Source organism: Rhodococcus sp. D-46 (genome assembly GCF_011290655.1).
GTDB classification, from domain to species: domain Bacteria; phylum Actinomycetota; class Actinomycetes; order Mycobacteriales; family Mycobacteriaceae; genus Rhodococcus_F; species Rhodococcus_F qingshengii.
The window spans coordinates 350,074-363,491 of sequence record NZ_JAANTF010000004.1 but is presented as its reverse complement, the minus strand read 5'-3'; the positions used below and the strand labels follow the sequence as shown (position 1 = coordinate 363,491).

12 protein-coding genes are annotated in these 13,418 nt (G+C 61.7%); 2 read left to right on the top strand and 10 right to left on the bottom strand.

Annotated features, from left to right (window positions below):
* Nucleotides 1-102: 102 nt before the first annotated feature.
* From G9U53_RS12410 to G9U53_RS12380, 7 genes are all read right to left on the bottom strand, one after another.
* Complete coding sequence (locus tag G9U53_RS12410; protein ID WP_019746501.1) at nucleotides 103-1,059, bottom strand: NAD(P)-dependent oxidoreductase; 957 nt, start codon at nucleotides 1,057-1,059, stop codon at nucleotides 103-105.
* A 109-nt stretch (nucleotides 1,060-1,168) separates the two neighbouring features.
* A complete protein-coding gene (locus tag G9U53_RS12405) occupies nucleotides 1,169-2,041 on the bottom strand; it encodes an alpha/beta hydrolase (protein WP_019746500.1) in 873 nt (290 codons plus the stop codon).
* A gap of 30 nt (nucleotides 2,042-2,071) precedes the next feature.
* On the bottom strand, nucleotides 2,072-3,028 hold the full coding sequence (locus G9U53_RS12400; protein WP_007731630.1) for a 3-(2,3-dihydroxyphenyl)propionate dioxygenase: 957 nt from the start codon (nucleotides 3,026-3,028) through the stop codon (nucleotides 2,072-2,074).
* Nucleotides 3,028-4,371 carry a peptidase dimerization domain-containing protein gene (locus G9U53_RS12395; RefSeq protein WP_007731632.1) on the bottom strand — a complete coding sequence of 448 codons (1,344 nt, stop codon included), beginning with the start codon at nucleotides 4,369-4,371 and terminating at the stop codon, nucleotides 3,028-3,030. Before G9U53_RS12395 ends, G9U53_RS12400 begins: the two co-directional genes overlap by 1 nt.
* Before the next feature lie 122 nt (nucleotides 4,372-4,493).
* Nucleotides 4,494-5,783: an aromatic ring-hydroxylating dioxygenase subunit alpha gene (locus tag G9U53_RS12390; protein ID WP_007731634.1), complete on the bottom strand. Its 1,290-nt coding sequence runs from the start codon at nucleotides 5,781-5,783 to the stop codon at nucleotides 4,494-4,496.
* Between the two features lie 81 nt (nucleotides 5,784-5,864).
* Nucleotides 5,865-6,263, bottom strand: a complete 399-nt coding sequence (locus tag G9U53_RS12385) for a hypothetical protein (protein WP_021332874.1) — start codon at nucleotides 6,261-6,263, stop codon at nucleotides 5,865-5,867.
* Complete coding sequence (locus G9U53_RS12380) at nucleotides 6,260-6,745, bottom strand: MaoC family dehydratase N-terminal domain-containing protein (protein WP_165638735.1); 486 nt, start codon at nucleotides 6,743-6,745, stop codon at nucleotides 6,260-6,262. Before G9U53_RS12380 ends, G9U53_RS12385 begins: the two co-directional genes overlap by 4 nt.
* Nucleotides 6,746-6,846: 101 nt before the next feature.
* On the opposite strand from G9U53_RS12380, the gene G9U53_RS12375 reads away from it, so the two are divergent.
* Both G9U53_RS12375 and G9U53_RS12370 read left to right on the top strand, forming a co-directional pair.
* Nucleotides 6,847-7,698: an alpha/beta hydrolase gene (locus G9U53_RS12375; protein ID WP_007731641.1), complete on the top strand. Its 852-nt coding sequence runs from the start codon at nucleotides 6,847-6,849 to the stop codon at nucleotides 7,696-7,698.
* Nucleotides 7,699-7,705: 7 nt separating this feature from the next.
* A complete protein-coding gene (locus G9U53_RS12370; protein WP_165638771.1) occupies nucleotides 7,706-8,887 on the top strand; it encodes a multidrug effflux MFS transporter in 1,182 nt (393 codons plus the stop codon).
* Nucleotides 8,888-8,892: 5 nt separating this feature from the next.
* Here G9U53_RS12370 and G9U53_RS12365 read toward each other — a convergent pair whose 3' ends face one another.
* The 3 genes from G9U53_RS12365 to G9U53_RS12355 all read right to left on the bottom strand — a co-directional run bounded on the left by G9U53_RS12365 (nucleotide 8,893) and on the right by G9U53_RS12355 (nucleotide 13,368).
* Nucleotides 8,893-9,636: an IclR family transcriptional regulator gene (locus G9U53_RS12365; RefSeq protein WP_007731643.1), complete on the bottom strand. Its 744-nt coding sequence runs from the start codon at nucleotides 9,634-9,636 to the stop codon at nucleotides 8,893-8,895.
* Nucleotides 9,637-9,706: 70 nt separating this feature from the next.
* Nucleotides 9,707-11,638, bottom strand: coding sequence for an ABC transporter ATP-binding protein (locus G9U53_RS12360; protein WP_165638734.1), 1,932 nt, complete (start codon nucleotides 11,636-11,638; stop codon nucleotides 9,707-9,709).
* Nucleotides 11,635-13,368: an ABC transporter ATP-binding protein gene (locus G9U53_RS12355; RefSeq protein ID WP_054188631.1), complete on the bottom strand. Its 1,734-nt coding sequence runs from the start codon at nucleotides 13,366-13,368 to the stop codon at nucleotides 11,635-11,637. Before G9U53_RS12355 ends, G9U53_RS12360 begins: the two co-directional genes overlap by 4 nt.
* Nucleotides 13,369-13,418 lie beyond the last annotated feature (50 nt).

Below are 13,418 nucleotides of genomic sequence, written 5' to 3'. Positions count from 1 at the left end.
GGACCAGGGACAGGAACTTACCTCGGCGAAACACTGCACCTGGAGGAACGTGCGGACCGAAATACTTCGGTAACACGGCCCTCGATCACAATGTCCACCGAATCACAATGTCCACCGAATTGTCTGCGAGCGCAGCGCACTGGCGACATTCTGCGCCGTCATCGAATAGATCGACGCACGCGCTCCGGCGCTGCCGCCGGCGACGTGCGGGCTCAGGAGGGTCGAATCGAATCCACGGAGCGGGCTCGAAATCGGTAGTGGTTCAACGTCGAACACATCGAGGGCAGCGCCGCCGACATGCCTGGAACGCAAGGCACGCGCCAATGCCGCGTCGTCGACGACAGCGCCGCGCGCCACATTGACCACGATCGCTCCGGTGGGCAACTGCGCAACTCGATGGGAATTGATCAGTCCCCGAGTTGATTCCGTAAGCGGGACGGCCAGCACCAGGACATCCGCGAGAGGCAGTAACTCGTCGAGTGACACAAACGTCGCAGCCACAGTGTCACGCGGTCTCGAACGCGCGGTGACGTAGACGTCGCAACCGAAGGCGGCAAACAATTCTGCACACCGGCGGCCGATCGAACCAACACCTACGACGCCGACCCGGCGCTGCGCCAGATCGCGGCAATCGCGCGTCAGGATGGATTCCTGTGGCCATCGACCATCGGTAACCTCGTTGTGCGCCCAGAACATGGAGCGGCACAACACACCTGCCGCGAGCACTGCCCACTCCGCAACCGAGTTCGCGTTTGCACCGGGAGTATTCGCCACCGGAACTCCGGCGGCGCGCCAGGCTTCGGCATCGATGAAATTGGTTCCGGCACCAGGCTGTTGGACGAGGAGCACATTCCGGCCGAGCTCTGCTTCCTCCTTGCCCAGTGGCAGATCACCACTCCAGTCCCCCACCACGACGTCGCATGTCGGCAACTCCGCACGGAGCGCCCCCGTGGTGCGCTCAGGTAATCGAACTACCTCCGCCTCACCCCTGACGGCATCACGGATTGCGGTACCGAGTCCGTTGTCGGCGTCGGCCGTCAGCAGAAGTACTTTCTTCACGAGAACTCCTTCGCTGTAAGACGATGACTGTACCTTCGAAAACGCGGAAGCCGGCCTCCCAATCGAGAGACCGGCTCCATTACGCAGCAGCATATTTGGCAGGAACTTCTCAGATAGCTGCCTTCGCGCTGGCTGATGCCTTTGCCAAGAACTCGAGGCTCAGCGGGTTGTACTTCGCTGCCTGCTCGTGCTGCGGCCAGTGACCGCACTCCGAGTAGAGTTCGAGCTGAGCGCCCGGAATATCCTCGGCCATCTTCTTCGCTTCCGGAACATCACCGAACGGATTTTCCTGACCCCAGACCACAAGAGTCGGCGCCTTGATGAGTGCCATTCGATCCGGGCGCAGCAGGTTCCGCTGGCGAACCTCCATCTCCTGCAAGGAAAGGAGGTTGTGGATGTTGGCGACAAAGTCAGGCTGATGGTAGATCCGGTGACGAGCCTGAACCAATTCCTCGGTTGCATCGGCGGGATCATGCATGAGCAACTGCATACGTGCGCGGGTCAATTCGATGTCGTCACTCTGGACGGCCTTCGCGGTCGACGTCTTGATGCGCTCCATGACTACCGGGTTCGCGACTGTTCCGCCTGCTGCCAGCAACTGCAGCGACAGAACACGTTCGGGCTGCTCGCTGGCCAGGTAGGCAGCGACCCAACCACCGAGGCTTTCACCCACCAAGTGCACACGGTCCAGTCCGACCGCGTCGAGGTAGTTCACCAAATGCTCGACGTAGCGCGGAATCTCGTACGGGTAGTCAGGCTTGCCGGTGTAACCATGGCCGAGCATGTCGATCGCGTGAACCCGGTAAGACTCGGCGTGCGGTGCAATATTGCGTGCAAATGCCTCGAGGTGTCCGCTGGTGCCGTGCAGGAAGATCACGGCCTCGTCACCGGATCCTGCCTGCAGAGAGCGCGTGGGCACACCGCCGGCGTCGACGGTCGTCAACTCGAAATCGAGCCCGGCAAGTTCGTTCCAGATTGTCATCAGAGAAACTTCCTTTACTGAAGGTGCAGATTATGTTGTTGCGCTGTCTGTTCCAGCTGGATCGAGAATCGTGACACCCATACCGGTGAGCCACTCGGGAATCGCTTCGTAGGCAAGGCGTTCACCCGGAACGTAGTCGAGCATCGCGGCCATCATGAGCCAGGTCCGCAACTCCTGCGCACCGTTGCCCGCCTCGTCTTCGATCTGCTGCGTCGTGAACTCGGCAAGCTCACTTGCCTTGCCGCTGGCAAACAGATCAAGAATTCGGTCATCGAACTCCGGAGTGATCGCGGCATCGGCTGCGCGGATGATCTGGCGTCGCCGGACGTCGTAGTCGGACCAGTTCTCCCGGCCGTCCAGCCAGGCTTGAACCATGAAATCCTCGTCCTCACCGTGCGGATCCCGCCAGTCCGGCCAGGGCAGACGATGAGACAATCCACCGGACGCGATCACCACGACCCGGGTATCCGCCGGATACGACGCAACGGCATCCCGCAGGGCCTTCGCCACTTCCTCACATCGCTTGAACGTCGGGAGGGGCGGCGCGAATACGTTGACCACCAACGGAACTATCGGAACATCGATTCCGTCGAGAAGGTACTGAATCGCGTGAGACTGACCATGATCGATCTGCAATCGCGCCGAGTAGGCAAGATCGAACCGGCCACCTTCGATCAGCTCGTTTGCAAGGTGCCTGGCGAACTCCACGTCGACCCGTTGCGGCCCCTTGGGTGTTCCTGACTCGCCACTGGAAATGCACTCTCCGACGCCGAGAGTGAACGCCGGAATCAGATCCAGCCAGAAACCGCGAAAGTGGTTGGAGCCGAGAATCAAGACAACATCGGGTTTCGACGCCGCGATCTTCTCCCGGCTCAGATACAGCGCGTCCCGGAAGCGTTCGGCCTCCGCCTTGTGCGTCGTCTCTTCCCAATGGGTGTTCATCAAGGTGCTGTGGGAGGCACCGATACCCAGAACTATCTTCGCCATCAGTCGATTCCTACTTCCTCGAGCGAGCGGGTGACGGTGTCGAGGGCCACTCGGATCAGATACTTCGTAAATCTCTCCGCCGCAGCCAGGTCCACAGTGTTCATCCCCATCGCGAAGTCCACCTCGAACGGTGCGTCGACCACCTTGGGCATACCCACCCGAATCGTCGGGATGCCGCGGCTGCGCAGGATGTTTGCGTCGGTGGCTCCACTCGCGTCGAAGAAGTCCTGATGCGGCTCTCCTTCGGCAGCTTCCCACGCGTGGACTGCGGCGCGGCGCAACCACATTCGAGGGTCGGAACCCTCACCGGGGATGGCAAGAACCTGTTCGACGTCGATCTGCAGATCCAGCGATTGTGCGATCTCCGCAACGACGGCTTTGAGTTCGCGCTTGGCCGCGGTGGGCGTCGTCCGCGGGCTGAGCCGTAGATCAACGGTAAGGCGCACCTGCTCGGGGGTGAACGACGCTGTTCGCTCCCACCCGCCGCGGATGTTGGCAACGATCCCCTGAGGCGCAACCAAACCGTCCTGATGCGCCGCCGAGTACTTCGGGAACCATTCCTCCAACTTGGCGACCACCTCGCCGGCTGCGGTAATCGCGTTGCGGTACGGCAACCGGTGGCGCGAGCCGACGTAGGTGTGCAGACCGTGCACCGTGATCTCGAACCAGGCCAGTCCCACTTCTTCCCAGGAAACCGTCCAGCCGGGCTTGGCGATCAACGCGCAGTCCGCCCACACTCCCTGTTCCAGGAGGAACGAGCAGCCGACGCCCTGGCCGGTGTTGCGTCGGGGGTTTCCGACACCGGGGCGGGCATTGGTCGGCATACCACCGGCGCCGAATCCGAGCACCAGGTCACCGCGGAGCGGAATACCGGCTGCGGCAATTGCTTCGGCCGCCGCGACAATGCAGACGGCGTGGCCTTTGGGGTTCGACGCACCCAATCCGATCACGTAGTTCTCGTCGAACTGGGCGTGCGGCGTCAGATCCGCTCGCAGCTCATTTCCCACCCACGGCAGGTCTTCCGCCGGATCGCCGGTCGTGACGGTGTCGATCGGCGCATACAGCAACAGGTCCGGTCCGGACCCGTCACCGCGGAGCCTTCCCCACGAGTTCGCTTGCCGATCATCGAGATCCATTGTGTGGGCCTCGATGCCCGACGCTGCCAGGACCGCCGTGATGTGGCGGGCCAGCGGTGCTTCGTCACCCGTCGGACTGGGAATGTTGACCACCGAAGTGGCGAGATCCCGCAATCGCGCACGATCGACATGGGCGTAGGCTCGCTCGACCCATTCCCGGCGCTCGTCGCCTAGGCCTGCGAGAGCATCGGCCCTCGCAGTGGTCATGGATTGACCTGATGTACCTGAGTATTGCTGCGCTCGCCGGCCAGCTGCCACAGCTTGGGAACTGCCACTGCAACAGCGGCACCGATAGCGACAGCCGTCAGAATCTTGAACATGTATCTCTCCTATTCGCTGGTGCCGGTGGGAATCTGAGCGTCGGCGACAGGGGCCGAGCGGGGCGTTGGCGTCCGGCGCTCTCGGGTGGGCCTGACCGGCGCCTTGGGGGTGTGCTTGGCCGCGTCGGCGATCTTCTCGGCGTACTCTTCCTCTGCCAGATTTCGCCACGTCGTCAGCGACACGTCCGGTCGGTACAGCTTCTCCGGCGGTGCGTCGGTGACCTCGACCATCCACGCATCCTGACCCGAGAACTGACCGTGGAACAGCCAGCGGATCGCGCCGAGGTACTTGGCGTAGAAGCCCAATTTTGCTGCGCCGGAGACGAAGTTGACCATGAGGCCGACGTACTTGTGGTTGTCTTCGTCCACCGGGACGTAGAACTCGTAGTGAATGAACTTGGGGTACGCGATGCGCAGGACACCCGGCATGGACAGTGAAGCAAAACCGGGGAAGTTCTGAGCTGCGATCACAGGATTGACGTCCAGACCGGCGCCGACGTTTCCGATCTGCGAAATCTGGGTCTCGTCCGGCTTCTTCTTCCACCACCGCTTGTTCGTCCAGGTTCCCACGCCCGGGAATTCCGCCTCCCAGTACACCTCTTCCTGCACGCGGTAGATCCAGCGTCCCTCCGGAACGATGCTCGTGATGTTCCACGTCGGCATCGGCTTGAACAGACGCCACAATGCGGTGCGGTGCAGGTACTTCGCATGTCCCTCGTCGAAACCGTTCTCACATGCGAAGCGCCAGTTGCCTTCTCGGGGCTGAATCCGACCACCGACGATACCCTTGTTCTCCACCAGCTCACGCGGCAACTGGTCGTCGATGGACGGCGCCGGCTCGTTGGCGATCGGGATGTACACCCACACCAGACCGAGTCGCTCCTCGATCGCATAGGTCTGGACGTTCAGCTTGCCGCAGATCTTGGAATCCGGACCGTCGGTGATGACCGCGGCCAGCTTGCCGTCAGTGAGCCGGTACGTCCAGCCGTGGTACGGGCAGCTGACCGTTCCCGGGAACTGCTGATCGCCCTCGGACAACGGAACGCCGCGGTGCGGGCACCGATCGTGCAGGGCATATGCCTTGCCTGCGTCGCGGATGATCGCCAGCTTTTCACCACAGATGGTGAAGCTCTTGGGGTCTTTGGTGATGTGGTTCGACCACGTGACCGGGTACCAGTAACCGCGGTATCCGCTGCCGGCTGCGTTGTAACCCGGCCATGCCGTCCAATCCTGCCGACCGGCCGCTCGTGGCCGCTCGGGCAGCGCGAACGTGGCTTCCGACGCCTCGACACCAGTCATGTGAAGTCCTCTCGACACTGAACGTTTGAATGAAACAGATCTTGGGTGAGATTGCGGTCTACGCCAATGGATTCGGTTCGCTCAGCAGACCCGGACCACCACAGCGGTTCCGACGGCACACAGCACGCCATTGTCCGAATGCTCCCGCAATGCCAAAGTTAGTTGGTCACTGTCGATTTGGGACACTTCACCCGACACCTCGAGTGTGGTTCCGACGGGCGCGGGCGCACGATTCTGCCAGGAGACGGACACAACTCCTTCGTATCCACCGGCAAAGTGTGACGCGGCACGAAAGAACAGCGTGCCCTGCAACTGGGCCATGACCACCGGTGCGGACAACCCCTCCGTCTGCGCATAGGAGGCGTCGTAGTGAATACGGTGCGAATTGTGCGTCGACGCCCCGAATCGAAGGATCCGAACCGGATCGCAGACCAAGGTCACCGATTCGATCGGCGTGCCCACGACTACTGTTTCGGTCATCGGACGATGAACTTCTCGACGACCTCGGCGAATGCGCCGGACTGCGCACCCCGGTAAGTCTTGGTGACCGAGAGCAGCAGAAACTCGTCCGGAGCCCGGCCCTTGGTCGTCACGGTATCGAGTACTCGCCCTACGACGACAGCCTCACCCAGCGGGGCCGGTCGCAAGAAAGTCACACTCTGCCCGCCGGCCATCAAGCGCACGTCGATACCGTCTGTGCCCGGCACTTCGTCACGGAACATGCCGTCTGCTCGGTACTCTCGATCGGAGCCACCTTGCGGTCCTCGCAAAAGCGAAGGCAGATACATCGGATGGACGGCAAATGCCGGGTGCTCCGGGTCGAGAAACCGGGGGTCCGTCTCGGCGGTGGCAACCGCAAACGCAACCGACTCCGCCGGACGCACCGTTCCCAACTCTCGCGTTTCCCGCGTACCGATCATCGCCTCCGCGCGATCAAGCGCGTGCTCGAGTTCTGTTCTCATGCCAGCACGCTAGGCATTCGGAAGTCTCACAGCCACGAACCGGGTTCGCCTGCCGGACCGCGATACTTCCCATACCGCTCACCTCGAGGTCAGGTATAGCCATGGCTGATCAACCGAAGAGCTTGTACGCCAAAGCAGATGGCGTCACATTCCATTACTACGACCTCGGCGAGGGCGACCCCACGATTTTCCTGCACGGAGGCGGCCCCGGCTGCACTGCGTGGTCCGACTTCGGGCCGGTGGCACCGCTCTTCGCCTCGGATCGACGAGCGATTCTCGTTGATCTGCTGCAATACGGTCGGTCCGACAAGTGCACCATCGCCGGCCCAATGTGGGACTTCCACGCCGCCAAGGTGGTTGCCCTGCTCGACGAACTCGGAATCGAACGCGCAGACTTCGTCTGCAACTCGTGGGGCGGCACCATAGCGCTCAATCTTGCGGCAAAGTACCCGGAACGCGTTCGCTCCCTGGTGATCACGGGCAGCATGCCCGTCTTCTACGGTCCACTCGCGCCGCTCCCCGAGGATGGCCGTCGTGGCCGCAACGCCCGCGACGTCTACTACGGCGGCACCGGCCCCACCCTCGAAAAACTCCGCACCTTGATCACCAGTCTCGAATGGTTCGACGGATCGAAGTTGCCCGCCGAAACCCTCCAGATGCGATACGAGCAAAGTCTCGACCCCGAAGAAATGGCCCTGGCTGCCTCGGCGGACTCACCTCGTGGCGATTGGCAGGATCTCACAGCTGAACTCGGCCAGATCCAGGCGCCGACGCTCTTCGCCTGGGGCATGCACGACGCATTCCTCACCCCGGACTACCCGCTCATGCTTGCGCGGATGATTCCCCATGGCCATCTCTACATCATGGACAAGGCGTCGCATCATCTTCAGGAAGAACGACCATACGACTACTACAGTGTAGTTTCGGGTTTCCTTGACCAACAGCACAACTGAACGAACGGTGATCGCCCCGACGGGCGGTGCACGGATCCGATTGGTACTGCTTCTCGGAATTCTCACCGCCCTCGGGCCGTTCACCGTCGACATGTATCTTCCTGCGCTGCCACAGATCACGCAGGAATTCGGCACGTCGGACACGATGGTTCAGCTGACCCTGACGGGCACACTGCTGGGTCTGGCTTTCGGCCAGTTGCTCATCGGCCCACTGTCCGACATCTACGGACGTCGACGTCCCCTGCTCGTGGGCACAGTAATTCACGTCGGCGCGTCGTTGGCCTGCTTCTTTGCTCCGTCCATCGAAGTCCTCACTGCGCTGCGAACCCTTCAAGGTTTCGGCGCCGCCGCGACAGGCGTGATCGCGATGGCAATCGTTCGTGATCTATTCACCGGACACGATGCGGCAGTTGTACTTTCGCGGCTGATGTTGGTCATGGGCGTAGCGCCCATCCTGGCCCCCTCCATCGGCGGGGCACTGATGTCCGTAACACAGTGGCGCGGAGTCTTTCTCGCTCTCTTCATCCTGGGCATCGCGATGATCGCACTCGCGGCAGTATCGCTGCCGGAAACACTTCCACCCGAGAATCGGTCGGGCAAGGGCATCGGCGCCATCGCGCGAAACTACATTGCGCTCGGCAAGGATGCCCACTTCATGGTGTTGGTGCTCGTGTGCGGTCTCGGCCGCGGCGTTTTGTGGTCGTACATCGCCGCGTCGTCCTACGTGATGCAGGAACAGTTCGGACTGAGCGCCACCGCATACGGATTTGCCTTTGCCGGCGGCGCCGTCGTTCTGATCGGTTCGTCCCAGCTCAACGTCGTGCTTCTCGGCCGGTGGTCGCCGAATTCCATCACGATCTGGGCAATCTGGGGCAGTAGTGCCGTCGGCGCTGCATTTGTTGTTGTTGCCGCCACCGACTCGTGGGGATTCGTCGGGTTTGCCGTCCCCATCCTGCTGATGCTCTGCGCAACGGGTTTTGTCATGCCCAACGCACCAGCGGTTGCACTGTCCCGTCACGGAGAAGCCGCAGGCTCAGCAGCCGCGCTGATCGGATTTGCGCAGTTCGGCGCTGCCGCTGTGGTTGCGCCCATCGTCGGCCTTCTCGGCAACACCAGTCTTGCCGTGGCCATCTCCATGACCGGGGCTTCGGTTCTCGGCGTGATCGCGCTGCTCTGCGTGCGTCGATAAAACGGTTATGCCGAGCGTTCGAGAACCGATACCTTCCGGCTGATCCCTTCGGCCGCCGCGCGCAACGGTTCGGCAAAACGCTCGGTATCCATTCGATACCGCGGACTCGACACACCGATCGCGGCAACTGCTTCACCAAGTCCACCGAAGATCGGGGCAGCGATACTCGATGTTCCCAGGCGAACCTCCTCGGTCTCGACCGCCAACTGCTGCGAACGAACAGCGTCGAGTTGCCTACGTAACCCGTCTTCCGAGTTCACCGTCCGATCGGTGAACTCGACAAATCCGTTGCCTGTCACCGCTCGAAAAACGGAATCCGGTGAGTACGCGAGTATCGCTTTGCCGGTTGCCGTGGCATACATCGGCAGCCGGCCAGCCACCCGCGACGGCAGGTCCACCCCGTGATGACCGGAGATCTTGTCGATGTACAGAACATCGAGGCCGTCGCGAATCGCGAGGTGAACCGTCTCCCGGGTCGCCGCGTGAAGATCCTGCACATACGTCAAGGACACCTCGCGCAGAATACGTTGACGAGGAACCAACTGCCCCAGTTCGAAGAGCCGTAACCCCAACCTGTACTTGGTTCCGACCCGTTCCAGTAGACCAAGAGACACCAGTTCACCGGCTATTCGATGCACCGTCGCCTTCGCAACACCACTCCGATTCGCAAGTTCGGTCAGCGACAGCGCACCCGAATCCGCATCGAAGGAATCGAGTATCAGGCGCGCTTTCCCCAGCAACGAATGCATCGCCGAGCGCCTCCAGTACACAGAATGTGGTCCACCCAGCGGACCAAGTCTGCTCCAGTCTACTGAGGCATCAGTTCTCCGCGCCCACGAATTGGCTGTTGTACAGACGGAAGTACGCGCCGCGGGATTCGAGCAGAGCCTCATGGCTCCCCTGCTCCACGATCCGGCCTTCCTCCATCACCACGATCAGGTTCGCATCACGAATTGTCGAAAGACGGTGCGCGATGACAAAGCTGGTTCGGTCGTTGCGCAGAACCGCGGTGGCGCTCTGGACCAGCAGTTCGGTGCGCGTGTCCACCGAACTGGTCGCCTCGTCGAGGATCAGGATGGACGGCTGCGAGATGAAGGCGCGGGCGATAGTGATGAGCTGCTTCTCGCCCGCACTGACGTTGCTGCCTTCCTCGTCGATGACCGTGTCGTAACCCTCAGGCAGAGAGTGCACGAACTTGTCGACGTAGCTCATCTCGGCCGCACGACGAATCTCCTCGTCGGTGGCACCAGGCTTGCCGTAGGCGATGTTCTCGCGGATGGTTCCACCGAACAGCCATGCGTCCTGCAGAACCATGCCGATCCGTGAGCGCAGATCGTCTCGCGTCATGTCGGCGATGTCGATGCCGTCCAAAGTGATTCGGCCCGAATTGAGTTCGTAGAACCGCAGGATGAGGTTGACGAGGGTGGTCTTGCCTGCGCCGGTGGGTCCGACGATCGCAACCATCTGACCCGGCTCGGCAGTCAGGGACAGATCCTCGATCAGCGGCTGTTCCGGCTTGTAACTGAAGGTGACGTTCTCGAACTTGACGCGACCCTTGTCGACAGTGGGCGACTTCGCACTCTTCGGGTCCTCCGACTGCTCCTCTTGGTCGAGCAGCGCGAAGACCCGCTCGGCCGAAGCGACGCCGGACTGCAGCAGATTGGTCATCGACGCTATCTGCGTGAGCGGCTGGGTGAACTGCCGCGAGTACTGGATGAACGCTTGCACATCGCCGAGCGTCATCGTTCCGGATGCGACGCGCATGCCACCCACCACTGCGATGGCGACGTAGTTGAGGTTGCCCAGGAACATCACGGCCGGCATGACCAGACCGGAGATGAACTGCGCCTTGAAACTCGACTCGTACAGATCCTCGTTCTGCTTGCGGAAGCGCTCCTCGACCTCCTGCTGGCGACCGAACACCTTGACCAACTCGTGGCCGCTGAATGCTTCCTCGACCTGCGCGTTGATTCCGCCGGTGCTCTTCCACTGCGCCACGAAGTGCTTCTGTGAACGCTTCGCGATAAACGCCGTCACCATGATCGACAGCGGAACAGTTGCCACCGCGATCAAGGCGAGCAGAGGTGAGATCCACAGCATCATCACCAGAATGCCCAGGACGGTCATCACCGACATGACCAACTGGCTGAGCGTCTGCTGCAAGCTCTGCGCGACGTTGTCGATATCATTGGTCACGCGTGAGAGAACATCACCGCGGGCATGGGTATCGAAGTACCGCAAGGGAAGTCGGTGAATCTTCTGCTCGACGTCCTCACGCAGACGACGAACGGTTCGCTGGACCACGATGTTGAGCAGATACGCCTGCAGCCAACTGAACAGCGACGCGCAGACGAACAGCAGCAGCACGATCATCAAGACCTTGCCGACGGCGTCGAAATCGATTCCGGTTCCAGGCACAACTGCCATGCCGGACACCATGTCGGCGAGCTGACCCTGCCCCGAAGCGCGCAATCCTTCGACAGCCTGTTCCTTGGTCGTCCCCGGCTGGAGTTGCTTGCTGACGATGCCGTCGAAGATCAGGTTGGTGGCGTTTCCCAGGATCTTCGGCGCGATCGAGGAAAGTACGACGCTTGCGGTCACCAAAGCGAAGATCAGGACGACGATCGGCTTGTCGGGGCTCAAGCGACCGAGGAGACGTTTGAGCGAAGGGCCGAAGTTCATGGCCTTCTTTGTGGGATCGCCGCCGCCGGGCGGGCCGATGGGAGGCGAGGAAGTCGGTCGATTGCTCATGATGCGTCCTGTACGGCTAGCTGAGAGGCGACGATTTCGCCGTAGGTGGGACAACTGACCACGAGTTCGTCGTGCGTGCCGATCCCCACGATGGCGCCGTCGTCGAGCACGATGATCTGATCGGCTTCCACGATGGTGGAAATGCGCTGCGCGACAACGACGATGCAGGCGTCTTGCGTGACCGGCCGGAGCGCCGCACGCAGCCTCGCATCAGTAGTGAGGTCGAGTGCCGAGAAGGAATCGTCGAACAGATAGATCTGTGGCTTACGCACCAACGCTCTGGCGATGGCGAGTCTCTGACGCTGACCGCCCGATACCGTCGTACCGCCTTGTGCCACCGGTGTGTCCAGGCCTTCAGGCATGGCGCGGACGAAGTCGGCAGCTTGGGCGATCTCGAGGCACTCCCACAGCCATTCGTCGGTAGCTTCGGGGTTTCCGTAGCGGAGATTGGTGGCGACAGTGCCCGAGAACAGATACGGCTTCTGCGGGACGAGACCGATCACCGAGCAGAGCAGTTCCGTGTCGATGTCGCGGACGTCGACTCCTCCCACCGATACCGATCCGGAGGTGGAGTCGATCAAACGCGGAATCAGGTTAAGCAGAGTGGTCTTTCCCGATCCGGTGCCGCCGATGATCGCCGTCGTCTTGCCGGGTTCGGCACGGAACGTGATGTCGCGCAATACAGGTTCCTCGGCTCCGGGGAACTGGAACTGAGCGCCACGAAGTTCGACGACTCCCGGGTCCTTCAGTTCTCGGACCGGGTTCTCGGGCGGAATCACCGACGAATCCGTGTCGAGCACCTCGGAGATACGTTCGGCGCACACCGACGCACGCGGCAGCATCACCGCCATGAAGGTGGCCATCATGACGGCCATCAGGATCTGCATGATGTAGCTGAGCATCGCGGTGAGCGAGCCGATCTGCATCGAGCCCTCGTTGATCTGATGGCCACCGAACCAGATGACCGCGACGCTGGTGACATTGCTGATCAGCATCACGAGCGGGAACATCAGTGCCATGAGGCGGCCGACGCCGAGTGCAGTCTCCGTCAGCTCACGGTTGGCATCGCCGAAACGCTCTACCTCGTACGGTTCCCGTACAAACGCTCGGACGACGCGGATGCCCGTGATCTGTTCGCGAAGAACACGGTTGACGGCGTCGAGGCGGCCCTGCATGACCCTGAATCCGGGGACCATCCGGGCAATCAGGAAACCCATCGAGACTACGAGCAGCGGGACGCTGATCCCCAGGATCCAGGACAGATTCAGGTCCTGGCGCAGAGCCATGATGATGCCGCCGACGCACATGATCGGCGCCATGACGAGGATGGTGCAACTCATCACGACCATCATCTGCACTTGCTGGACGTCGTTGGTGTTGCGGGTGATCAGCGAAGGCGCACCGAAGTGCCCGACCTCTCGGGCCGAGAACGTCCCGACCTGATGCAGCACCGAAGCCCGGAGATCGCGTCCGACGCCCATGGCGACTCGCGCACCGAAGAAGACGGCACCCACCGAGCACAGGATCTGCGTGAGCGTGACCATCAGCATCATCCCGCCGGTGGAGAGGATGTAGCCGGTGTCGCCTTTCGTCACGCCGTTGTCGATGATGTCGGCGTTGAGACTCGGAAGGTAAAGGGCCGCCATAGTCGAAATAAACTGCAGGACGACAACGCCCGTGAGTTCACCCCGGTACGGCATCAGATAAGTGCGCAGCAGCCTGATCAGCATAGTGAGCGAAGGTTACCAATCCTGGCCGACATGTGCCGCTGGATATTTCG

What these genes read in the sequence shown, in the direction of transcription:
- G9U53_RS12405 (WP_019746500.1), bottom strand. Translation starts at nt 2,041, where the DNA reads ATGACAATCTGGAACGAACTTGCCGGGCTCGATTTCGAGTTGACGACC.
- G9U53_RS12360 (WP_165638734.1), bottom strand. Translation starts at nt 11,638, where the DNA reads ATGAGCAATCGACCGACTTCCTCGCCTCCCATCGGCCCGCCCGGCGGC.
- G9U53_RS12375 (WP_007731641.1), top strand. Translation starts at nt 6,847, where the DNA reads ATGGCTGATCAACCGAAGAGCTTGTACGCCAAAGCAGATGGCGTCACA.
- G9U53_RS12380 (WP_165638735.1), bottom strand. Translation starts at nt 6,745, where the DNA reads ATGAGAACAGAACTCGAGCACGCGCTTGATCGCGCGGAGGCGATGATC.
- G9U53_RS12400 (WP_007731630.1), bottom strand. Translation starts at nt 3,028, where the DNA reads ATGGCGAAGATAGTTCTGGGTATCGGTGCCTCCCACAGCACCTTGATG.
- G9U53_RS12390 (WP_007731634.1), bottom strand. Translation starts at nt 5,783, where the DNA reads ATGACTGGTGTCGAGGCGTCGGAAGCCACGTTCGCGCTGCCCGAGCGG.
- G9U53_RS12355 (WP_054188631.1), bottom strand. Translation starts at nt 13,368, where the DNA reads ATGCTGATCAGGCTGCTGCGCACTTATCTGATGCCGTACCGGGGTGAA.
- G9U53_RS12395 (WP_007731632.1), bottom strand. Translation starts at nt 4,371, where the DNA reads ATGACCACTGCGAGGGCCGATGCTCTCGCAGGCCTAGGCGACGAGCGC.
- G9U53_RS12365 (WP_007731643.1), bottom strand. Translation starts at nt 9,636, where the DNA reads ATGCATTCGTTGCTGGGGAAAGCGCGCCTGATACTCGATTCCTTCGAT.
- G9U53_RS12385 (WP_021332874.1), bottom strand. Translation starts at nt 6,263, where the DNA reads ATGACCGAAACAGTAGTCGTGGGCACGCCGATCGAATCGGTGACCTTG.